24 protein-coding genes are annotated in these 22900 nt (G+C 38.6%); 14 read left to right on the forward strand and 10 right to left on the reverse strand.

What is annotated here, in order from left to right; all coding sequences use genetic code 11:
- Window positions 1-328 (reverse strand): TAT-variant-translocated molybdopterin oxidoreductase (locus V5N63_RS03660; RefSeq protein ID WP_332032879.1); only part of this gene is annotated, 328 nt, incomplete at its 3' end.
- A 22-nt stretch (window positions 329-350) separates the two neighbouring features.
- Window positions 351-1724, reverse strand: coding sequence for a c-type cytochrome (locus tag V5N63_RS03665; RefSeq protein WP_332032880.1), 1374 nt, complete (start codon window positions 1722-1724; stop codon window positions 351-353).
- A 186-nt stretch (window positions 1725-1910) separates the two neighbouring features.
- On the opposite strand from V5N63_RS03665, the gene V5N63_RS03670 reads away from it, so the two are divergent.
- Window positions 1911-2432 carry an SPOR domain-containing protein gene (locus V5N63_RS03670; RefSeq protein WP_332018741.1) on the forward strand — a complete coding sequence of 174 codons (522 nt, stop codon included), beginning with the start codon at window positions 1911-1913 and terminating at the stop codon, window positions 2430-2432.
- A 50-nt stretch (window positions 2433-2482) separates the two neighbouring features.
- Here the strand turns inward: V5N63_RS03670 and V5N63_RS03675 are convergent, their stop codons facing one another.
- The gene (locus tag V5N63_RS03675; protein WP_088468507.1) at window positions 2483-3169 is read right to left on the reverse strand and encodes a response regulator transcription factor; all 687 of its coding nucleotides are present in this window, start codon (window positions 3167-3169) and stop codon (window positions 2483-2485) included.
- Window positions 3170-3235: 66 nt separating this feature from the next.
- The gene (locus tag V5N63_RS03680; protein ID WP_332032881.1) at window positions 3236-4783 is read right to left on the reverse strand and encodes a sensor histidine kinase; all 1548 of its coding nucleotides are present in this window, start codon (window positions 4781-4783) and stop codon (window positions 3236-3238) included.
- 190 nt (window positions 4784-4973) lie between these two features.
- Between V5N63_RS03680 and V5N63_RS03685 the strand changes: the two genes are divergently transcribed.
- A complete protein-coding gene (locus tag V5N63_RS03685; protein WP_332032882.1) occupies window positions 4974-5459 on the forward strand; it encodes an SRPBCC domain-containing protein in 486 nt (161 codons plus the stop codon).
- A 26-nt stretch (window positions 5460-5485) separates the two neighbouring features.
- On the opposite strand, the gene V5N63_RS03690 is transcribed toward V5N63_RS03685, so the two are convergent.
- From V5N63_RS03690 to V5N63_RS03700, 3 genes are all read right to left on the reverse strand, one after another.
- A complete protein-coding gene (locus tag V5N63_RS03690; protein ID WP_332032883.1) occupies window positions 5486-5839 on the reverse strand; it encodes a hypothetical protein in 354 nt (117 codons plus the stop codon).
- On the reverse strand, window positions 5829-7883 hold the full coding sequence (locus V5N63_RS03695; protein WP_332032884.1) for a S9 family peptidase: 2055 nt from the start codon (window positions 7881-7883) through the stop codon (window positions 5829-5831). The genes V5N63_RS03690 and V5N63_RS03695 overlap by 11 nt, the downstream gene beginning before the upstream one ends.
- A gap of 120 nt (window positions 7884-8003) precedes the next feature.
- Window positions 8004-8744 (reverse strand): uroporphyrinogen-III synthase, encoded by a 741-nt coding sequence (locus V5N63_RS03700; protein WP_088468502.1) that lies wholly within the window; start codon window positions 8742-8744, stop codon window positions 8004-8006.
- Between the two features lie 52 nt (window positions 8745-8796).
- On the opposite strand from V5N63_RS03700, the gene V5N63_RS03705 reads away from it, so the two are divergent.
- From V5N63_RS03705 to V5N63_RS03725, 5 genes are all read left to right on the forward strand, one after another.
- The gene (locus V5N63_RS03705; RefSeq protein ID WP_332032885.1) at window positions 8797-9099 is read left to right on the forward strand and encodes a hypothetical protein; all 303 of its coding nucleotides are present in this window, start codon (window positions 8797-8799) and stop codon (window positions 9097-9099) included.
- A 437-nt stretch (window positions 9100-9536) separates the two neighbouring features.
- On the forward strand, window positions 9537-10253 hold the full coding sequence (locus V5N63_RS03710) for a polyprenol monophosphomannose synthase (protein WP_332032886.1): 717 nt from the start codon (window positions 9537-9539) through the stop codon (window positions 10251-10253).
- Entirely contained in the window at window positions 10250-10618 is a 369-nt protein-coding gene (locus V5N63_RS03715; RefSeq protein WP_332032887.1) for a DUF4296 domain-containing protein, read from the forward strand. Before V5N63_RS03710 ends, V5N63_RS03715 begins: the two co-directional genes overlap by 4 nt.
- 4 nt (window positions 10619-10622) lie before the next feature.
- On the forward strand, window positions 10623-11756 hold the full coding sequence (tgt, locus tag V5N63_RS03720) for a tRNA guanosine(34) transglycosylase Tgt (protein ID WP_332032888.1): 1134 nt from the start codon (window positions 10623-10625) through the stop codon (window positions 11754-11756).
- A gap of 15 nt (window positions 11757-11771) precedes the next feature.
- Window positions 11772-12866, forward strand: a complete 1095-nt coding sequence (locus V5N63_RS03725) for an LptF/LptG family permease (RefSeq protein WP_332022369.1) — start codon at window positions 11772-11774, stop codon at window positions 12864-12866.
- Here V5N63_RS03725 and V5N63_RS03730 read toward each other — a convergent pair.
- Window positions 12860-13576 (reverse strand): biotin--[acetyl-CoA-carboxylase] ligase, encoded by a 717-nt coding sequence (locus V5N63_RS03730; protein WP_332032889.1) that lies wholly within the window; start codon window positions 13574-13576, stop codon window positions 12860-12862. The genes V5N63_RS03725 and V5N63_RS03730 overlap by 7 nt on opposite strands.
- 86 nt (window positions 13577-13662) lie before the next feature.
- Here V5N63_RS03730 and rsfS point away from each other — a divergent pair, with 86 nt between their 5' ends.
- The 7 genes from rsfS to V5N63_RS03765 all read left to right on the forward strand — a co-directional run bounded on the left by rsfS (window position 13663) and on the right by V5N63_RS03765 (window position 21142).
- Entirely contained in the window at window positions 13663-14031 is a 369-nt protein-coding gene (gene rsfS / locus V5N63_RS03735) for a ribosome silencing factor (protein ID WP_332020313.1), read from the forward strand.
- Between the two features lie 32 nt (window positions 14032-14063).
- Window positions 14064-16067: an ATP-dependent zinc metalloprotease FtsH gene (ftsH, locus tag V5N63_RS03740; protein ID WP_442905774.1), complete on the forward strand. Its 2004-nt coding sequence runs from the start codon at window positions 14064-14066 to the stop codon at window positions 16065-16067.
- A gap of 114 nt (window positions 16068-16181) precedes the next feature.
- Complete coding sequence (locus tag V5N63_RS03745; RefSeq protein WP_088468496.1) at window positions 16182-16763, forward strand: LUD domain-containing protein; 582 nt, start codon at window positions 16182-16184, stop codon at window positions 16761-16763.
- A 59-nt stretch (window positions 16764-16822) separates the two neighbouring features.
- Window positions 16823-17698 (forward strand): phosphatidate cytidylyltransferase, encoded by an 876-nt coding sequence (locus tag V5N63_RS03750; RefSeq protein WP_332019062.1) that lies wholly within the window; start codon window positions 16823-16825, stop codon window positions 17696-17698.
- Window positions 17699-17702: 4 nt separating this feature from the next.
- Window positions 17703-18356, forward strand: coding sequence for a phosphatidylserine decarboxylase family protein (locus tag V5N63_RS03755; protein WP_332032890.1), 654 nt, complete (start codon window positions 17703-17705; stop codon window positions 18354-18356).
- Window positions 18357-18446: 90 nt separating this feature from the next.
- Entirely contained in the window at window positions 18447-19016 is a 570-nt protein-coding gene (locus V5N63_RS03760) for a hypothetical protein (RefSeq protein WP_265143960.1), read from the forward strand.
- Complete coding sequence (locus tag V5N63_RS03765; protein WP_332032891.1) at window positions 19013-21142, forward strand: cation:proton antiporter; 2130 nt, start codon at window positions 19013-19015, stop codon at window positions 21140-21142. Before V5N63_RS03760 ends, V5N63_RS03765 begins: the two co-directional genes overlap by 4 nt.
- Before the next feature lie 72 nt (window positions 21143-21214).
- On the opposite strand, the gene V5N63_RS03770 is transcribed toward V5N63_RS03765, so the two are convergent.
- Both V5N63_RS03770 and V5N63_RS03775 read right to left on the reverse strand, forming a co-directional pair.
- Window positions 21215-21538, reverse strand: coding sequence for a bacteriophage spanin2 family protein (locus V5N63_RS03770; RefSeq protein ID WP_332029877.1), 324 nt, complete (start codon window positions 21536-21538; stop codon window positions 21215-21217).
- Between the two features lie 63 nt (window positions 21539-21601).
- Window positions 21602-22813 (reverse strand): NAD(P)/FAD-dependent oxidoreductase, encoded by a 1212-nt coding sequence (locus V5N63_RS03775; protein ID WP_332032892.1) that lies wholly within the window; start codon window positions 22811-22813, stop codon window positions 21602-21604.
- Between the last annotated feature and the right edge of the window lie 87 nt (window positions 22814-22900).

The following is a 22900-nucleotide window of genomic DNA, read 5'->3' on the forward strand; positions in this document are numbered from 1 at the left end:
TAACTAAAACACTTGCGAAGTCGTAACCGTCAAAATATGTAGTTGCATAATAGTTGGGAACGCCAGGGATGATTTCGTGGGGTTTTACTACGTAAGGGATGGTTTTAATCACCGGAGCCTCACAAGCGGCCAAAGTAACAGCAGCAGTAGAGAATCCTAAAAGTTTCAGGAAATCTCTTCTGGATGATCCCGATTCCTTTGATTTTTCACCTCCCAACAATTCACCCACAGGAATTTCGTCCTGAAATTCTTTAAGAGCCAGCCTGGAGTTTAGGCTTGGATCTTTCAGTTCGTGAATACTTCTGAATTTTATTTTATTTGAAGCCATTGATACTTCTAATTTTTAGTTATTAATAATGACATTTACCACACTCAAGACCTCCAATCGCATCTACCGTAATCTTTGTACCTGAACCGTATTGTTTTTTCAGTTTGTCGTGTAGATTCTTGAAGTATTCTTTATTATAACCGTTGTTCATATCAACTTCTGTTGTTCTGTGACACTCGATACACCAACCCATGGTGAAATCGTTTGCCATCTGCACCACGTTCATGGTATCAACCTGCCCGTGACAAGCTTTACAAACAACATCAATTTTCGCTTCAGGATTCTTTTTGTTGTGGGAGCTGATGATTGCCTGCTCGCCCGCAACTACGTGCTGAGAGTGATCGAAGTACACAAAATCCGGCATGTTGTGGATTCTCACCCATTCTACAGGTTGTGTTTTACCTGTATACTGCTGTGATGCTGGATCCCAGCCTGTTGCCGCATAAATTTTCTGAATTTCACCGTCGTAGAATGCCTTGTCTTTTCCTGGCTCCATGTATTTACCGTTATATTCAGAAATTGTACGGTGACAGTTCATACAAACGTTCATGGAAGGAATTTCAGAAACTTTACCATACTTGGCTGAAGAGTGACAAAGCTGACAGTCGATCTTATTTTCACCTGCGTGAATTTTATGAGAGAAGTAAATTGGCTGTTCCGGTTTATAACCCTTATAAACACCTATCCACATTAGCCAGTTCCAGATTCCGTACGCTGCTAAAACACCCAGAACTACAAGAACTCCTTTTCCTACGTAGTGGTATTTTCTGTAAAGATCGCCAAGAGAAACCGCTCTGTTTGCGTTGAGTTCTGAAAGCTCTTCACTTTGCTGAAGTTTTACCAGCTGCTGAAGTTTTAGAAGCAACCAAAGCAACAATGCACCGATAGCTACTAATGAAATAAGAATGATTTTGGAGTTTACTGATTCCTTTTTCGCAGCCTCTAAAGCAGCCATAGAATTGGCATCTGCTCCAGCTCCGGTTGCCGCAGCATCTGCCGCTGCCGGCTCTGCCGCAGGAGGATTGGTAGTATACTCTAAAATGTCATTGATGTCCTGATCTGTAAGATTAGGAAAAGGAAGCATCTCCGTTTTGTTAAACTTCTCGTAAACTTCGATAGCGTACTTATCTCCCGATTCGCGCAGGGATTTATTGTCCTTAATCCACTTATGCAGCCAATCTGTGTCGAGATTCTGCTCTTTTTTAAGTCTGTCTACTACGCCACCTAAGGCAGGACCAACAAGTTGCTTGTCTAATGCGTGACACGCGGTACAGTTAGCTTTGAAAAGCTTTTCACCGTTTTTCGCATCTCCTTGAGCGTAAATAGAAGCACTGGTCGACAGCAATAGACCTATTGCGATAAGACCCCTCTTGTAATGCTTTCTCCAACTAATCATTTATAAAATCTTGGGTTAGTAAAATATTTGAGTTTACTTTTCAATTGGGCAAAAATAAGACTTTTAACAGAAATTTAACGGCAGAATAAAAGCCCTTTTGGCACATTTAGTTAATTTGTATTAATTCTAAATAGCAAATGTTGGTATAATTTTTATTTGTTATAAATTTGCCTAAAATAAATCTTAATGAACCGTATTCTTAAAATAATTCCTGTAATTTTTCTGTTAGCAATTAATAATCTTGATGCACAGCAAGTTGTGAAAAACGATACCATTTCGGGAACTCCGCTTTCTATATCAATGGATAAAAAAGTTGAGGACTTATTGGAAAACCTGGAAGAAAAGTGCCTTACCCGGAATTCATCAAATAATGACGCACCTAAAACAACTGCCCCAAAAATAGTAGTGCCGGAAAAAGAACTTACACAGGCTGAAATTTGTCGCAGAAACCCAAGAATCATGGGATATAAAATTCAGTTGGCCGTTGTAAAAAGCAATGAAGAAGCCAGAGAAGTTGGCCTTTTTTTCAGAAGAAGATTCCCGAATATGAAGGTTGAAATCGATGCTTCCCTTAGACCCAACTACAAAGTAATGGCGGGGAGCTATCTTACAAAACAGAGTGCGGCAGCGGATTTGGCCAAAATACGCGCACATTTTAAATCCGCAATTGCAATTCAGTACAGGGTGTTCTGCGTTGAAGCAAAATAATTTTCAATAAAACAAAAAAGCTCCGTAAAATTCCGGAGCTTTTTTTGTTCTTAATTTTTCACAAGAAGGCGGAAGCCTTCACCATGTACGTTGATGATTTCCAGACCTTCGTCATCACGTAAGAGTTTTCTAAGTTTAGCGATATAAACATCCATACTTCGTGCGGTGAAATAATTTTCTTTCTTCCAGATTTTCCGCAAGGCCAAATCTCTCGGCATGAAATCGTTACGGTGCATACAAAGAAGCTTCAGTAACTCGTTTTCTTTCGGAGAAAGCTTGTATTCGTTATCACCTACTCTTAACTGGCGCAGCATCGAATCAAAGAAAATATTACTGATTTTGAATTGCTCCTGCTCATCATCTTCCAATACAGCGCTTCTCTGCAGAATTGCTTTGATTTTATAAAGCAAAAGCTCCGTATCAAAAGGTTTTGTAATATAGTCGTCTGCGCCAAGCTGGTAACCTTTCAGAATATCTTCGCGCATGTTTCTCGCCGTAAGAAAGATGATCGGCGTGTTTTTATCAATTCTTTTTACGTCTTCCGCCAGACTGAAACCATCTTTTTTAGGCATCATGACATCAAAAATACAAATATCGAATTCATTTTCTGTGAATTCCTTTAATCCCTGTTCGCCGTCGGTTGCCAGGGTAACTTCAAAATTATTTATGGTTAAATAATCCTTTAAAACAGCACCAAAACTTTGGTCGTCTTCTACTAATAAGATTCTGTTGCTCATAATTTATTTATTTTTATTTCTTTGATGAGGGTAAATATTGTAGCCCCACATTATATTAATATTTTATCAGTGTACCATCGGTAGCTTTATGGTAAACGTACTTCCCTTCCCCTTTTGCGACTCTACAAGAACCTGACCTTTGTGGAGTTCCACGATTTTTTTCACATAAGAAAGTCCGAGACCCTGGCCTTTTACATTGTGAATATTCCCAGTTTCTTCGCGGAAAAATTTCTCGAAAATCCGCGTTTTATTGTCCATATCCATTCCCATTCCCTTGTCAGAAATTTCTACAACATAAAAATTCCCTTCATTTCTTGTCTTTACCTTAATCTGAGGTGCGTCGGGAGAATATTTATTGGCATTGTCGAGCAGATTAACCAGCGCATTCGATATATGAAATTCATCGATTTTAAAAGTGTACTTGCTGGTATTGAATTCCTGGGTTAACGTACCGTTTCTCTGCGCAACAATAAGCCCGAAAGATTCAGAAATTTCTTTAATCAAAGCCCTTACATCGGTTTCTTTCAGAAAAAGCTGTACTTCATTCCGCTCTAATTTCGACATATTCAGCACATTTTCGACCTGCTTTTTCATCCGGAGATTTTCCTGTTTAATCAATCCCGAATAATATTTTACTTTTTCAGGATTTGTCGCAATCTTGTCGTTGGCCAAAGAATCGGTCGCAACAGAAATTGTTGCCAAAGGTGTTTTAAACTCATGGGACATATTATTGATAAAATCCGTCTTTACATCCGCAATTTTTTTCTGGCGCATCATATAATTAATCGAAATGATGTAAATCCCCAAAATGGTAAGAAGCGACATGAACGTACCCAGAAGCATCGGTAAATTATTCTTTGCCAGTGAGTAATCTTTCCGGGGGAAAACAAGTGCAAGCGTATATAAAGTACGTTCCTTACTATCGGTAAAAAGCGGATAAGTGTAGTTGCTTTTATCTTTCTGGTCGATGTAAATATCATTTACCACTTTCGTGAGCCTGTTTGTTTTATCCATTACCGCAAAGCCAAATTTTGTATTTAAACCATTAAGCTTCAACTCTTTAGATAAAACCGAATCTAGAGCTGCTATATCCACTCTTTTTTCAATTGGAAGGTTCGAGGCGCTTAACTTTACAAACTGCCGCAATGCATAAGTATTATTGCTGATATCTTTGGATAATTGCGCAGTTAAAGGCTCGGCGGTATTATTTTTTTTAATTTTAAGAATACCTTCGTCGGTATAGAGTTTTGTAAGCTGCAAACTGTCACCTTTTGAAGAAATCGGAAAGTTTTGACTTTCGACAATACTTTTCTGGAAAGTTATTGTAGTTCTGTTCGCCGAATCCGAATTCTGCTGAATATAAGTCTGGGTAGGAAGATTGCTGCTGTCAACTACTGTTTTTCCAAAGTTTTTATTGTCTATATTGAGATATTTCTCCACTTCCATCTCCTGAGCTTTCAGTGCGGAGGATTCTAAAGCAGAATACACTTTGTTCGAAAAATCTTGGTTCAGTGCAGAATACAACTCTTTTATCCAATACAATTGCAACGTGACGAAGACAATCATTGAAATCGTCATCAATACAGAGATAAATGGAATAAACTTATTGTTCATTATGAAATTTTAATTTGAATTGTTAAAATTAATCATTTTAAGAATATAATAACAAGAAAACTATATAAATATTGTTTTTAATTTCTTAAAAAAACTCCTTTTAACAAAATATAAGTATTGCCAAAAGGTTTGTAAGCCCTGTGATATACTTTTAAAAATATTCTTTTACATTTGTTTTAAAATTACTCTAATGGAATCCAACACTGTTTTCAATAAAGATTTTGATGCTGCCAGCGTTTTTGTAATGAAAGTTTATGATGCCGATGTTTCCGTAATATGGAATCATTTTACAAAGCCGGAACTCCTTGACCAGTGGTGGGCGCCAAAACCGTGGAAATGCGAAACCCAAAATCTGGATTTTAAAGAAGGCGGAAGATGGAATTATGCCATGGTTGGCCCGGAAAACGAAAGACAGTATGCCGGCGCCGAATATCACGAAATCACTTTTCACAGAAGTTTCGACTGGACTGATTTCTTTACTGATGCTCAAGGCAATATCGACCCACTTTTTCCAACTGTAAAATGGCTTTTAGGCTTTACCGGCGTTGACGAAGGAACAAAACTTACTGTGAACATCCATTTTAATTCTGAAGCAGACATGAAAAAAATCCTGGATCTGGGATTTGAAGAAGGTTTTAAAACCTGTCTTTCCCAACTGGAAGAACTTATAAAATAAAAAAGACCGATTAAAATCGGCCCTATCTATTTAAAAAGTTCTTCGTCCATAAAATACTGAATGATCGCTTTTTTCATTAAAATCTGCTGCTCATTAGGTTTTAGTTCCGGCAACTGTTCGAGTTCTTCAAAGTGAGGATACCCGTCGTCGTCGTAGTGAGAGAACTTATAGTATCCGAACGGCTCCAGAAGTCTGCAAACTGCAATATGCAGGATATTAAGTTTATCGTCTTTTGTATATTTCTGCTGTCCGCTGCCCAGTTCCTGAACACCGATTAAAAACAGAATCGTATCAATCTGCGGATGCTTGTCTGTATCGAAATTTTCAACGAAAAAAGCCTCTACTTCTTCCCAAAGTTGGCTGTCGGTTTTATTTTCCATCAATTTTATTTTCCAGTTTTAAAATAAAGGCATATTCCAGCGCGTCTTCCTTTAATGACTCGAATCTTCCGGAAGCGCCGCCGTGTCCCGCGCTCATATCGGTTTTGAAAAGAAGCAAATTATCATCGGTTTTCAGTTCACGGAGTTTGGCAGTCCATTTTGCCGGTTCCCAATACTGTACTTGCGAATCGTGCAAACCAGTGGTAATCAATATATTCGAATAATTTTTAGCTTCCACATTATCATAAGGCGAATAAGATTTCATGTAATCATAATACTTTTTCTTTTTCGGATTTCCCCATTCATCAAATTCCCCGGTGGTTAAAGGAATTGTTTCGTCCAACATCGTGGTAACCACGTCTACAAAAGGCACCTGTGCAATAATCCCGTTGAAAAGCTCGGGCTCTTCATTCATCACCGCTCCCACAAGCAGTCCGCCGGCGCTTCCTCCCATCGCATAAAGATGCTTTTCTGAAGTGTAATTTTCAGAAATTAAATATTTTGCAGCATCTATAAAATCGTAGAACGTATTCTTTTTACGTAGCATTTTTCCATCCTCGTACCATTCGCGTCCCAAATATTCACCGCCGCGGATGTGGGCAATCGCATACACAAAACCACGGTCCAGAATCGAAAGGCGTACATTAGAAAAACTTGCATCTACCGTATGTCCGTAACTTCCATAACCATAGAGCAGCAGCGGCGTTTCAGCTGATCTATGGGTATTTTTATGATAAACGATCGAAACCGGAATGTGGTTTTTCCCGTCACGGGAAGGTGCCCAAATTCTTTCCGAAATATAATTTTCAGGGAAAAATTTTCCACCCAAAACTTCATGTTGTTTCAAAACCTGCGAAGTTTTCTCCTTCATATCGTATTCAATCGTGGAATTTGGCTTGGTTAAAGATGTATATCCAAATCGGAGCTTCGTAGTATCAAATTCAAGATTCAAACCAATATAAGCGGTATAAGTAGGATCCGAAAACTCCAGATAATGGGAGTTTCCTGTATGGTTTTCAATAATTTTAATTTGAAGAAGACCTTCTGTCCTTTCTTCCAGGACGAAGTAATCTTTAAAAATTTCAAAACCTTCGAGCAGCGTTTCTTTCCGGTGTGGGATTACGTCTTCCCAATTTTCAATTCCGGGATTTGCAACTTTTGTTTTTACGATTTTAAAATTGGTAGCGTCATCCGCATTGGTGATGATATAAAATTCATCCTCGTAATGTTCCACAGAATATTCAAGATCTTCTGTTCTTGGCTGAATGACCTTCCATTCCGAAAAAACATCGCCCGCAGGAATAAAATGCATCTCATCGGTAACCGAACTCGAACTCGAGATAAAAATATATTCCAAAGACTTTGTTTTGAAGATGTTAACGTCGAACGCTTCATCTTTTTCATGAAAAATCAGAACATCATGTTCATAAGGTGTTCCCAGTTGGTGTCTGAAGACCTGGAATGCGCGCAGATTCTCGTCTTTTCTGGTATAGAACACGTGCTTATTGTCGTTTGCCCAAACCGCTTTGCCTGTGGTATTGGGAATTTGTTCACCAAAGAGTTCGCCGTTTTCCAGATTTTTGAAACTTAGGGTATAAATTCTTCTTCCAACATTATCCGTGGAGAAACTCATGAGTTTGTTATCCGGCGAAACTGCAACGCTGCCTACTTCCAGAAAACTTTCGTCTTCCGCCAGAATATTTACATCGAGTAAAATTTCCTCTTCATGATCCAGCGTCTGGAATTTCCTGCTGAAAATGGGATATTCTTTTCCTTTTTCGAATCTTACGATATACCAGTATTTATTAAAAAAATAAGGTAAACTTTGGTCATCTTCCTTGTAACGTGCTTTCATCTCATCGAAAAGCAGCTGCTGAAAGTCTTCGGTATCCTTCATCATAAAATCGCAGTACGCGTTTTCCGCATTCAGATAATCGGTGACTTCCGGATTTTCTCTTTCGTTCATCCAGAAATAATCATCAGCCCTTTTATCGCCGTGAATTTCGAGAATTTTATGGATTTTTTTTGCTTTGGGAGCGTTCATTTTTGTAATGAGATTGTGAATAATTTGCCTGCAAAAAGCCCGCAAAGTTAAGATTAATTAAAAACAAAACCATCTTTAACGAAGAAAGACGGTTTTAAAATAAGATATAGAATCCAGGTTCTATTTGTTCATCTGCCGGATGTATTTCTCTATCGCCATCGTCATGGATGGTGTTTCTTTACTCGGCGCCATCACATCAACTCTTAACCCAGCTTCTTTGGCTGCCTGCTCTGTGGTAGTACCAAAAACAGCTATTTTAGTATCTTTCTGTTCGAAGTTTTCAAAGTTCTTTCCTAAAGACCTTATTCCCTGTGGGCTGAAGAATACCAGCATGTCGTATTCCTTCACACTAATATCGGTAAGGTCACTGCAAACGGTGCGGTACATGGTCGCTCTCGTCCATTCGATTGGCGCAGAATCCAGCACTTTCACAACATCCGGGCTTAGCACATCTGCTGCAGGAAGTAAGTATTTTTCTGAAGGAAATTTCTTGAAAAGCGGCAATAAATCAGCAAATGTTTTTTCACCGAAAGAAATTTTTCTTTTTCTGTAAACGATGTGTTTCTGAAGGTAATTTGCAATGGCTTCAGACTGGCAAATGTACCGCATCGAATCGGGTACCGTAAACCGCATTTCTTCTGCAAGACGGAAGTAATGATCAACTGCATTTTTACTTGTAAAAATAATTCCTGTGTATTGCGCGAGATCGATTTTTTGGGCTCTAAGCTCCTTAGCATCAACACCTTCAACATGAATAAATGGCCGGAAATCTATTTTGATTTTTTCTTTTTTGGCCATCTCCAGATAAGGTGAAGATTCATTGGGCGCGGGTTGTGATACGAGGATCGATTTTATTTTCATCATCAAAATATTAAAAAAACAAGAGTTTCCAGAGTACCAAAACAGGTACTATTTGGAGGGTGCAAATATACAAAAATTTATAATACCATTTTTCGGGCAATATACTGCTGGGGTGGAAAACATAGAAGAACTGTTTGAACAAAAAGGCAAATGCAAATACAGCCAGATATACATCAAACATCAGAAATTTATCGAAAAGATAAAAATACTGAATCAGGCAGAGGATCATGATCACTATCGAAAAACAGAAATAAAACTTAGAAGCAATGAAATGGAAAACTTCCCACTTTTTCGCCGTGCCTGTACCTGCAAAATAAAGGTAAGTGAGAATGTTTTTCAAAAAATAAAATATTGAAATACCCACGAATGTAAATCCAAATTTATTCAGTTCGTAGCCAAAAAACTGAAAATCTGTAACTTTTTGTGGCACTACCGGTATATTCTGTGACACGAAAACAGACAGCACCAGGGTAAAAACAAAACTGATGATGATCCAGCTCAGAAAATTATTTGTAGAGTCGGCAAATTTCTGCAGCAGAAACTCGGTCACCGAAGAATCCCTCCGCAACGATAAAAGCATGAAAATATAGAGGAAAATGCAGCTTACTAGGATAATTACTACCCAATCATTATGCTGTACAATTCTTACCAATTTGTATTTTTTTGCAAAAATAAGCAAATAAAGCAAAGTTTAACCGCAATTTTCAGGCAATTGAAAACCCAGTATTATCTCGTAAAGAATAGCAAAAAATTTAAGCCGGAAAAGTTTATCTTTGCAAATTAATTTGTAGGATGAAGAAACTCGTCATTATCCCCACTTACAACGAAAAGGAAAACATCGAAAATATTATTTCAGCGGTCTTCGCTTTGGAAGAGGATTTTCATGTTCTTATCGTTGATGATTCTTCACCCGATGGTACAGCAGAAATTGTAAAAAATCTGCAGAAAATTTATCCTCACGAGCTTCATCTAAGCATCCGAAAGGTGAAAGACGGGTTGGGACAAGCCTACATTCATGGTTTTAAATGGGCGCTTCAGAATAATTTCGATTATATTTTCGAAATGGATGCCGATTTTTCACACAATCCAAAAGATCTTGACCGTCTTTACGAAGCCTGCCTAAAAAATGACATGAGCATTGGCTCCCGGTATTCAAAAGGGGTAAATGTAGTTAACTGGCCAATGGGCCGCGTTTTACTCTCTTATTTCGCCTCCAAATACGTAAGATTTATTTTAGGAATTCCGGTTCACGACACTACCGCAGGTTTTGTCTGCTTCTCCAGAAAAGTTCTTGAAGAAATCGGTTTGGATGATATTAAACTTAAAGGTTACGGATTTCAGATCGAAATGAAATTCCGTGCATTCAAAAAAGGATTTAAAATTGTGGAAGTTCCCATCATATTCACCAACAGAGAGCTGGGCGAAAGCAAAATGAACGGCGGAATTATTCATGAAGCGGTTTTTGGAGTTTTAAACCTGAAATGGAAATCTATCATAGGAAAATTATGAAAAATTTCTTATTAATATTATTTTCGATTTTGGTCATGAGTTGCTCACAGCTGATTGATCCTCCGAAAAATCTTATTTCAAAAGACGAGATGTCCGAAATTATTGCTGAGTTTGCGGTGAATGACCAGTTCAACAACTTGCTTCCGCAGTCTGATTTGGAAAACGCCACCCGTTTTGTATTGAAAAACAAAAAGGTAAAAGCCAGTGATTTTACCGAAAGCTATAAATATTATATCGCATCGGGAGATTTAGAAGAAATCCTGAATGATGCACAAAAAATAATCGTTGCCAAAGATCCTGCAGCAAAAGATTATATCGATAAAAATGTAAAAGAAAACCAGAACGTACCTGCGTTTGCAAGATAAAATTATGTCCTTATTCTTCGAAATCAACAACACCACTACTGGCAAAGCACGCGCCGGAACCATTTCTACAGACCACGGCACCATACAGACGCCGATTTTCATGCCGGTAGGCACCGTGGCTTCAGTTAAAACGGTGCACCAGCGCGAACTGCGCGATGACATTAAAGCCCAGATTATTTTGGGAAATACTTACCATCTTAATTTACGTCCAAAAATGGATATTATGCAGGCCGCCGGCGGACTGCACAAATTCATGAACTGGGAATTGCCGATTCTTACCGATTCCGGAGGTTATCAGGTTTTTTCTTTGTCGAAATCGAGAAAATTAACCGAAGAAGGCGTAAAATTCAAATCGCATATCGACGGAAGTCCACACTTTATTTCTCCGGAAAAATCAATGGAAATCCAGAGACAGATCGGGGCGGATATTTTCATGGCGTTTGATGAATGCACCCCTTATCCGTGCGAATACAATCTTGCAAAAGATTCCATGGAAATGACTCACCGCTGGCTAAAAAGATGCATCAAATGGACGGAAGATAATCCGGAAATTTACGGTCACAAACAAAGACTCTTCCCAATCGTTCAAGGTTCTACCTATTCTGATTTAAGAAAAGCTTCGGCAGAGTTTATTTCGGAACAGAATGCTGAAGGAAACGCGATCGGCGGACTTTCAGTTGGCGAACCCGAAGAAGAAATGTACCGCATCACCGATGAAGTAACCGATATTTTACCTAAAAATAAACCCCGTTATCTGATGGGTGTTGGTACACCGTGGAACATTTTGGAGTCAATTGGACTGGGAGTTGATATGATGGATTGTGTGATGCCAACCAGAAACGCCAGAAACGCCATGCTTTTTACCTGGCAAGGCGTAATGAACATGAAAAACGAAAAGTGGAAAGACGATTTTTCGCCGCTGGATGAATTCGGGACCAGTTACGTAGATTCAGAATATTCTAAAGCGTATGTGAGACATTTATTTGTCGCGAAGGAATATCTTGCAAAACAGATTGCATCGGTACACAATTTGGCTTTTTACCTCGATTTGGTAAGAGTTGCGCGGCAACACATTATCGCAGGCGATTTCTACGAATGGAAAGATTCGGTAATTCCTGTGCTGAAACAGAGACTCTAATATAATTTGGCTTTTATGAAAATCATCGATCTGTATATCATCAAAAAATACCTCGGAACTTTTGGTTTCATGCTGGGACTTTTGACGATTATTGTACTGATCATCGATGTGCAGGCAAAAGCACCCAGAATTGAATCGAACGGTTTTACGGTTGGCGAATTTTTAATTGATTTTTATCCTTACTGGATCATCAACCTCATTATCACATTCATGTCGATTTTGGTATTTATTTCAGTGATTTTTTTTACTTCCAGAATTGCCAACAATACAGAAATTGTAGCAATCATAAGTTCTGGCGCGAGTTTTCACCGGTTTGCCAGACCTTATTTAATGACTTCAGGCTTTATTGCGGTGCTCGCGCTGCTGATTAATCATTTTGTTTTGCCACTCGCAAATATCAAGAAAAACGAACTCGAGCCTTATACTTACAATGCAAAAAGCCGAGAAGAATTTACCGGAAATGCTGAGATTGCCACCCAACTTTCAAAGACCGAATATATTTTTATTAAAAGCTATAACAAAAAAGAAAAACGCGGTTCTGGATTTATTTATCAAAAATTAGATAAAAACAGAAAACTTATTTACCAGTTAATCGCAAACGAATTTTATTGGGAAAAAGAAAAAAAACACTTTGTTCTAAACGCTTATCTCGAAAAAACGATCAATAAAGATGAAACCGAGAAATTAGGCAACGGAGACAGCATGACCAAAAGTTTCGGGCATCCGCCGGAAGAGCTTTTCCCGGACGTGCTTTTAGGGCAAAATAAAACAACACCTGAACTCATAAAATTCATCGACCGCGAAAAAGAAAAAGGCAACGCCAACCTGAACAGCTATCTGAATGAGCTTTATCAAAGAACTTCAATGCCCGTTTCAGTCATCATTCTCACGTTTTTAGGGCTTTCATTATCGTCACAGAAAAAACGTGGCGGTCTTGGCGTAAATCTCGCAATCGGGATTGCCCTGGCCTTTGTATTTGTATTTTCTTTCGAAGTCTTAAAGGTGGTTTCAGAAAACAAAACCCTCCCACCGCTTCTTGCGATGTGGCTCCCCAACATTATTTTCGCGCCTGTGGCACTTTATCTTTATTTCAAAAGAGCCAATCAGTAAAGAAGTTCTATTTCTTTATTGTAGAATTTTTGAAGTCCCTGATTTTCAATTTCCACCCAAAGAAAACCCTCTTCGTCAACATTTCTGATGATGCCATTTTGTCTTATGCCTTTGATTTCAAAAACAGAAACCATTTCCTTCCTGAATAATCTTTGATTAATGTTTTCAAAAAGATCTTCCACGAAAATTTCATTCTGCAACTGTTCCCTAAGATACACAAAAAGTGAATCTGCGACTTTTGTAGCATTCAGCTTTATACCGGTTTGCGTTAGAATAGATCCTGCTTTTGGCAAATGATCAAAATTCTTCTGCAAAATATTCAGTCCGATACCGATGATAAAATAATTTATACCGCCGAGTGTTTTTTTCTCTGTTAAAATTCCCGCAATCTTCTTATTTTTTATAATAATGTCATTTGGCCACTTTATTTCCACACGATTTTTTGTCATAATGGCAAGAAAATCGGCCAACAGCAAGGCGGTACGGAAATTGAATAAATGATCCTGTGTTTCCAAAGGCTGTGCAGGAAGCGCAAGCGTAAACGCCAGATTCAGATTTTCAGCGCATTCCCAGGAATTTCCGTATTGACCTTTTCCCTTGGTTTGATTAAAAGTGTAAACGGCCTGAATATCTGCTTTCGTATGATTCAGAAATCTGAGGATTTCTTCGTTGGTCGATTCACATTCTTTTAAGAAAATTAGGGCCGGCATTTATGAAAACTTTAAGAGTTAGAACGGGCAAATTTGACCCAAATTAAATAAAAAAACAATAAATTTGCAGATTATACAAAATTTTAATGAATAAAATTACAGAAAAACAGTTGCTTACAGACAAAATCGTAGAAGCAATACAAGATACAAAAGGTGAAGATATTATGATTTTCGACCTCTCAACGATCGAAAACTCAGTGGCTCAAACATTTATTATCTGCACCGGAAATTCAAATACGCAGGTATCTGCCATCTCAGGAAACATTCAGAAAAAAGTAAGAAACGACTTGCAGGACAGGCCATGGCATGTGGAAGGAACCGAAAACTCCCTGTGGGTTTTACTCGATTATGTATCGGTCGTAGTGCACGTTTTCCAGAGAGAAACCAGAGCATACTATGATATCGAAGAGCTTTGGGGTGATGCTAAAATTACCAAAATAGAAAATCAATTATAATTTGACGGAATATATTTTTCGTCAAAATTTTTATGAATAAAGATATGAATAACAATAAAGGATTTAACTGGTTTTTTCCGATCATAATCGCTGCAATACTGCTGATTTTCTTTACGAATATGAACAGCAATTCCACCTCCAACACCTTGGACGAGGAAGGGTTTTATAAGTTATTGCAACAAGGGAAAGTTGACAATATATTAATTTACAAAGACATTGAAAAGGCAGATGTATTTCTTACGAAAGCTGCAAAAACCGAGTTGGCAAACAAGCAGGTTTCACAGGATAAAAGTCCTTTCTCCACCTTCGATTTTGCACCTAAACCGGATTACAGTTTAAGTTATGGTGATCTGCAACTTTTCCTGGAAAAATTTGATAAAATTAAGCAGGAAAATCCCACTCTCACCACTAAAAAAGATTATGGGATTGGCAAAAACCCGATGACAGAACTGCTTTTCACAGCACTCTTCTGGATCGGTATTATGGCCTTATTCTATTTCGTCATCTTCCGCAAAATGATGGGCGGAGGCGGAGGCGGCGGAGGTGGCCAAATCTTCTCCATCGGTAAATCAAAAGCTAAATTATTCGACGAAAAGGACAAAATTCAGGTTTCATTTAAAGATGTTGCAGGCCTCGAAGGTGCAAAAGAGGAAGTTCAGGAAGTTGTTGATTTCTTAAAGAATTCAGATAAATACACCAAGCTGGGAGGTAAAATTCCGAAAGGTGTTCTTCTTGTGGGTCCTCCGGGAACCGGTAAAACATTATTGGCAAAAGCTGTTGCAGGTGAAGCTAAAGTTCCTTTCTTCTCACTTTCAGGTTCAGATTTTGTTGAAATGTTTGTGGGTGTTGGTGCATCAAGAGTGCGTGATTTATTCGCGCAGGCAAAGGCAAAATCTCCTGCAATTATCTTCATCGATGAAATTGATGCAATTGGTAGAGCCAGAGGAAAAGGTAATTTTACAGGTGGTAACGACGAACGCGAAAATACACTGAATCAGCTACTTACAGAAATGGACGGTTTCGGAACTGATACCAATGTAATCATTATGGCAGCAACCAACAGAGCCGACATCTTAGATAAAGCTTTGATGAGAGCCGGCCGGTTCGACCGTTCTATTTACGTTGACTTGCCAGAACTTCACGAGAGAAGAGAAATCTTCGATGTTCACCTGGCTAAAATTAAACTCGAGCCAAATATCGACCGCGATTTCCTGGCCAAACAAACTCCGGGATTCAGTGGTGCTGACATTGCCAACCTTTGTAATGAAGCGGCTTTAATCGCCGCCAGAAACGGTCACGAATCTGTAACAAAACAGGATTTTCTTGATGCGATCGACCGAATTATCGGGGGTCTCGAAAAGAAAAACAAAGCCATCAAACCTTCAGAAAAACGCAGAGTAGCCTATCACGAAGCTGGCCATGCAACTATTTCATGGTTAGTAGAGCACGCGGCGCCACTATTAAAAGTGACGATTGTCCCAAGAGGGCGATCCCTGGGTGCAGCATGGTACCTGCCGGAAGAAAGACAGCTGACCACCACAGAGCAGATGCATGATGAACTTTGTGCAACTTTGGGAGGAAGAGCTGCAGAACAGGCCGTGTTCGGAAATATCTCCACAGGTGCACTTTCGGATCTGGAGCGTGTTACCAAACAGGCGCAAGCCATGGTTACCATTTACGGACTGAATGATAAGGTAGGTAATATTTCGTACTACGACAGTTCGGGCCAGTCTGAATACAATTTCGGAAAACCTTATTCTGAACAAACCGCAAAAATGATTGATGAAGAAATTTCAAAAATCATTGAAACCCAATATCAGAGAGCTTTAACTATCCTGACTGAAAACAGGGATAAGCTTGACGCACTCGCGGCAAAACTTCTCGAAAAAGAAGTTATTTTCCGCGAAGACTTAGAAGAAGTTTTCGGCAAGCGTGCCTGGGACCCGGAATTAACTGAACATCCGGTTTCTAATACGCAGCCAGAAACTGAGACTCCTGGTACCGTTTTAGGACCGGAATCTAACACTCAGATATAAAAACAGTCCTGATAATTGCCTTTGCAGGTGAATTATCAGGATTTTTTTATTAATTTTATAGCCTGAATAAATATTTTCTATTTTTGTTTAAATATTTACATTAACTAATAGAACTTGAGCCTCTTCAAAAAAATTGTCGGAAAAATACTGAATCAGCCTGAGGATGATGAGAATCAGGATTTGGTAAAACTTGGTGATCAGTTGAAAAACGCTGATCTCGATTACAAGTTTGCGCAACTTTTTACGCATTCCGGAGGTTTTTTTAATTATTGTGGTGACGAGGCAGAAGCGCTTCAAACCCTTAATCATATACTGAAGATTGAAGATATAAAATCTGTGTTCTGCTGGGATCATGATCTTAAGAATTTTCTTGATGTGGTAAAGGTTCCCTACACCACAGAGCTCGAACTTTTTAATGACTGCGCATTTATCACCTGCGAATATTTAATTGCTTATGATGGCAGAATTATGCTTTCTCACAATAATATTCTGCATTATCATTCTTCCAGACTTCCGCAAAAAATTATTATTATGGCCAATGTTTCGCAGATTGTTACCAATCTGAACGATGCAATGGCTAAAATAAAACGCAACGGAAATATCCGGAACCTAACTTCCATCAGCGGCGGAAATTCAAAATTAGATACCCCGAACAAAGACAATACAAAACTTTTCTTACTTTTGCTCGAAGATTAATTTCTTTGAGTTTTTTTTAATTCAAAGTTTTAAACCTCTTAACTTATAATCATTCAATTTTGGATAAAAATCTAGTTCAACGCATTTTCGGAGGTGCTTTATATGGCTTGCTGGTCATTCTGTGCACAACACCCTGGGGTGCCAGCCTGATCAATAAAATTTCGCCGGGACTCATTCAGCCACACACGCTTTATTACGGTTTAATCACGATATTTCTTTTTCTGGGAGCCTGGGAATGTGTAAGAATGATGAAATTCAACCCCAAAAGCTGGGAAAAATGGGTGGTATTTCCCATCATCGTTTTTGTTTTTTACCGTTTTTCCAAAAGATACTTTCAACACGGATTTTATTACGATTTCAATTTATCCGAAATACTGGCACTTTCGCTTATCGTAATCGCTGTTATTACTTTATTCCGTTTTTCAAAGGAATTATACTACGACAACGGAAAACTTATTTTCACCGTTATTTATACCGCACTGCCCTTTGGTTTCGCATTAGGGCTACCAAAATTTTCTGTGGTAAACGAAACTTTTACTTTAGAGGTATTCTTTCTTTTCGCTCTGATCTGGAGCAGTGACAGTTTTGCATTTTTCACCGGTAAATTTTTCGGTAAACATAAAATGGCCCCTAAAATTTCTCCCAAAAAAACCTGGGAAGGATTTGCCGGCGGTGTTCTGCTGACTTTGGTTGTCGCTTTTTTCATTGAAAGATTTCATCCCGATCTCCGTGGTAACTGGATTGTTGTAGGATTTTTGGTTTCTGTATTTGCACCGTTTGGTGATTTGGTAGAAAGCCAGCTGAAAAGAAATTTCGGGGTAAAAGATTCAGGAAATGTAATTCCCGGGCACGGCGGAATTCTGGATCGCTTAGACAGTTTTATTATCTGTGCGCCTGTTGTATATTTGTACTTTATTTTAGAAAAATTTATATAAAACCATGAAACTACATAAGGAATCAAAAGGAACCATTATTGTTGCAAGCATTGTATTTGCAGCCGCAGCATTTCTCTCGGTTTATTTTCTTCGGGAGTGGTCACTGTTGATTATTATTCCGCTTTTAATTATTTATGGTCTTGTATTCTGGTTCTTCAGAGTGCCAAACCGCGATATTCAGGATCATAAGGAAAATGTAGTTGCGCCGGTTGACGGTAAAGTGGTAATGATTAAAGAAGTGGATGAAGACGAATTTATTAAAGGGAAAGCTATTCAGGTTTCTATTTTCATGTCTCCGCTCAATGTACACATTTGCCGTTATCCCGTTTCAGGTAAAGTTATTTACAAAAAGTACCATCCGGGGAAATATTTGGTTGCCTGGCACGAAAAATCTTCCACAGAAAACGAAAGAACCACTGTAGCGGTAGAAAGTCTTACCAATCAGAAAGTTGTTTTCCGTCAGATTGCAGGTTATGTTGCACGACGAATTGTATTTTACTGTAACGAAGGTGATAACGCAAAAGCCGGCCACGAATTCGGATTTATTAAATTCGGTTCCAGGATGGATGTATTTTTACCTCTCGATACAGAAATCATCTGTAAAATTGGCGATAAAACCAAAGGCGGAATTGATGTGATTGCAAAAATGAAAGCCTAATTTTGCAGCGCTTCACAAAAAAATAATAGAGTCAGGATTTTTCAGTCTTGGCTTTTTTTGTTATTTTTAAAAACACCAAAATATTTACTCATGAGGATTCTGTCGATTATCTGTTTTATTTTACTGCTGCCTTTCACTTCCTGCACCGACACTGAAAAAGAGAAAAAACTGGAAGAAAGAGAAAACAGCCTTATCCAGAAAGAAAAAGAATTTGCTGCCAAAGAAGATGAATACCGAAATCTACTCGCCATGCGCGACAGCATCATCACTCAGGCAGATTCTGTAGTGGTGAATACGTTGCCCGCAAATATCCCTGGAAAATGGAACGGCAAAATGGTTTGTACCGAATCGAACTGCCCGGAACATGCAATTGGTGACCAAAGAACCGATATTTGGGAATTTTCTGAAAACGGAAAAACAGTTCTGGCAAAAGTTACCGACCGATCCGGCAATCTGAAAGTTTACAGCGGAAATTACAGTAATTCAGAACTTAATCTTCAATCAAAAGAAGATTCTACGTCGACCCGAAAGACAGAAATTAATCTGATCTGGAATAATCTTCAGGCAAACAGCCTAAAAGGTATCCGCAAGGTAAGCGCAAATAATAACTGCGTCGCGAAATTTACCCTCGAGTTAGAAAAATCAAAAACCAAATTATGATTACCATTCTAAGTGTCGCCAATTTTTCTTTGCCACTGGAAGATCCGGTTCTGAAGTTTTTGGTCGTTCTGATCATCATTCTTTTTGCACCGATTCTCCTGAACAAAATTAAAGTTCCGCATCTGCTTGGGCTCATCATTGCCGGTGCTGTAGTAGGGCCAAACGGTTTTAATATTCTCTCCCGGGACAGCAGTATTGTAGTTACAGGAACAACCGGGCTGCTTTATATTATGTTTTTGGCAGGTCTCGAAATTGATCTTGCCGAATTCAAGAAAAACAAATGGAAAAGTGTAAGTTTTGGCTTTTATACCTTTGCCATTCCGTTTATCCTTGGGATCTTGTCTGCGCATTTTCTGTTTAATTTTTCATGGCTTACTTCTATTGTTTTTGCCAGTATATTTTCTTCGCACACGCTCATTTCCTATCCTATTGTCAGCAAACTGGGCATTGCGAAATCCCTTCCTGTGAATATCACCGTAGGTGGAACAATGATTACTGATATTCTGGCACTTTTGGTGTTGGCAGTCTGTGTAGGAATTACCCAGGGCGAAGTTGATGCCGCATTCTGGACCAAACTTTCGGTTTCGATGCTACTTTTCAGTGCTGTGGTCTTATTCGGTTTTCCGATTGTAGGCCGATGGTTTTTCAAAAAAGTAAATGATAGTATTTCCCAGTATATCTTTGTTCTGGTGATGATTTATCTGGCTGCACTTCTGGCAGAACTGGCTGGTGTAGAAGCTATTATCGGCGCATTTTTCGCAGGTTTGGCGCTAAACAGACTCATTCCTCATACTTCAGCATTAATGAATCGGGTAGAATTTGTAGGAAATGCTATTTTTATTCCTTTTTTCCTCATCAGTGTAGGTATGCTGATCGATTTCAAAATCTTTTTTAAAGACAGCAAAACCATTGAAATTGCTCTTTTAATGACCGTAATCGGAGTACTTTCGAAATACCTTGCAGCCGTTGCCACTCAAAAAACCTTCCGACTCACCAAAGAACAGGGCGGCGTAATTTTTGGCTTAAGTGCTGCGCATGCCGCCGCAACTCTGGCTATAGTAATGGTTGGATACAACATTATCATTGGGGAAACCGAAGAAGGCCAGCCGATCCGTCTTCTGGATGAAAGTGTGCTGAACGGGAGTATTCTTCTCATTTTAGTTTCCTGTACTGTTTCTTCTTTTGTCACCCAGAAAAATGCTCAAAAGCTTGTAAAATCAGAGGATGAAAACCCAATTACAGATTCGAATCCGGATGCTGAAAACATCTTACTCGCTGTAAACCATCCGGTTACTGTAGAACCGATGACTAATCTTTCACTCCTTCTTAAGTCAAAAAATAACAAAGAAAATATTTATGTTTTAAACATTATAAGTGAAGAAAAAAACGAATCCTCGAAAAAGAATGCTGAAAAACTTTTGCATCAGGCACAAAACATAGGAGCCGCAGCGGATGTAAGAATTACACCGCTTACAAGATATGATGTTGATGTAATTAAAGGCGTAAATAACGAAATTAAAGAATACGAAATTACGGATTTGATGATTGGGGTAGATCCCGACAAAGGTTTTTCCCAAAGTTTCGTACACAATCTGTACGGCGGATATCTGGATAATATCTCTGCAAACATGCTTGTTTATCACGCTTCGCAGCCCGTTTCTACTATTCAGCGGTATTTTGTTATACTTCCTGAAAAAGTACATCTGGAATCCGGATTTTTCCATTCTTTGCTGAAAGTTTGGAATATCGCGAGGAATTCCGGTACGAAAATAGAATTTTACGGCGATGAAAAAACCATCAAAGTCATCGAAAAAATTAGGAAAAAGGTAAATATTGATGCTTCTTTCTACATTTTCAACGACTGGAATGAGATGAAAAGAATTTTCGGAAAAATGAAGGAAAATGACGCGCTGATTTTATTTATGGCGAACCGAGAAATGGTTTCGTTCCTGCCGCAAATGCAGGATGTCCCTAAATATCTCAACGATCATTTTAGATATAGAAATTATTTGCTGATTTTCCCGTCCAGAAAAACAAAATCCGAATACGAAAAACAGGCCCGCGATATTGGCAATGCTGATGATTTTGTTGAAATTGGTAATATTGTGGGGAAAATTTTTAAATAATTGAGCTCATTAATAACAACAAAGACTCAGTACAATACTGAGTCTTTCTTATTTTTTATTTGTACTTTTTTATTAAATCGGAACAAATATTACGGCAGCAACTGCAGCCAATCCCACTACAATTGATGAAAAGACATCAAGTTTTCTGGCCTCCCGTACATCAGCTTTTGCGATTACAATATCTTCGCCGTTTTTTGTTTTTCCGTAGATCTGTGTATCATCCTGCTTCAGAACTTCCATTTTGGTTAGTTTACCGTCGTTCGTCTGGAAAGTATACTTCTGGTACAGTTCGAGTGAGTTCTTTTGCATCGGTTTCTGCTGACTTACAACTCTTGTTTGGCAAGAAATTACGCTAAGGATGACAAGTAAAGTGAATATTGAAAAGTATTTCTTCATTTTTTAAAAGTTAAGCTGCCCAAAATTAATAAAATAAATGATTACAGAATCATTTCGGGCGGATTATTCCTTAGAATTCAAATCCTGGGCCATCAGCCAGGCTTCGCTCCAGCAGGCCTGAAAATTAAATCCGCCTGTAACAGCATCAATATTAAGCACTTCACCGGCAAGATAAAAATTACTGAGAATTTTAGAAGACATATTCTTAAAATCAACCTCTTTAAGTTCCACGCCGCCAGCAGTTACAAATTCGTCTTTATACGTCGACTTTCCAGAAACTGACATTTCGTTTTCACACAGATTTTGGATGATATTCTGAATTTCTCTGGCAGTAAGATTCGAAATATTTTTCTCTAAATTAACTTTGGAAATCCAAAGAATCCGGTGCCAAAATCGGGTGGTTATATTGTAAATTTTTGAATTTCCTATTGTTTTTTTAGGATTTTGGTTTCTATAATATTTAAAGGCTTCTTCAGCATCATCTTTATCCATGCCTAAAAAATTTACGCGAATATGAAACCGGTATTTCAGCGCAGCGAGTTCCCTTGCTTTCCAGGCAGAGATTTTCAGAATTGCCGGACCGGAAAGTCCCCAGTGGGTAATCAGCATCGGTCCTGATTCTTCCATTTTCAATTCTGGGATGGATACTTCAGCATGCGGAAAACTTGTGCCCATCAAATCCTTTAAAACTTCGTTTTTGATATTAAATGTAAAAAGAGAAGGAACAGGTTCTACGATCTTATGACCCAGATTCTGGAGTATTTTCAGTGATTTGGGAGAGCTTCCCGTGGTATAAATAATATAATCAGCAAGATATTCGCCGGAGTTTGTGATCACCAAATACTGTTCATTCTGTCGCTGAATATCTAAAACCACTATTTTTGTTTCGATGTTAAACTTTCTTCTCAGAACTTCATTTACCAGCGTGTCCATAATGGTTTGAGACGAATTGGTTTCCGGGAAAATTCTGTTATCGCTTTCAATTTTCAGCGCAACATTTCTTTTCTCGAACCAATCCATGGTATCTCCCGGCTGAAATTTATGAAATACGCTGAGCAGTTCTTTATTGCCCCGCGGATAAAACCCTACGAGTTCTTTAGGATCAAAACATGCATGCGAAACATTGCATCTTCCGCCTCCGGAAATTTTCACTTTCTGAAGCACATCCGAATTTTGCTCCAAAATGGTAACACTTAATTTGTTAGCGTCGAGATTTGCGGCGCAGAAAAAACCTGCTGCACCGCCTCCAATAATGATAATTTTCTTTTTCTGCATCTTTTAATCTAAAACTTCCCTGAATTCAGTCCGCGGTGGAATGAAAATTTCTGGAGATGCAAAAATACAATTTTTCCAGCCCATGAT

Source organism: Kaistella sp. (assembly GCF_032060305.1).
GTDB lineage: Bacteria > Bacteroidota > Bacteroidia > Flavobacteriales > Weeksellaceae > Kaistella > Kaistella yananensis.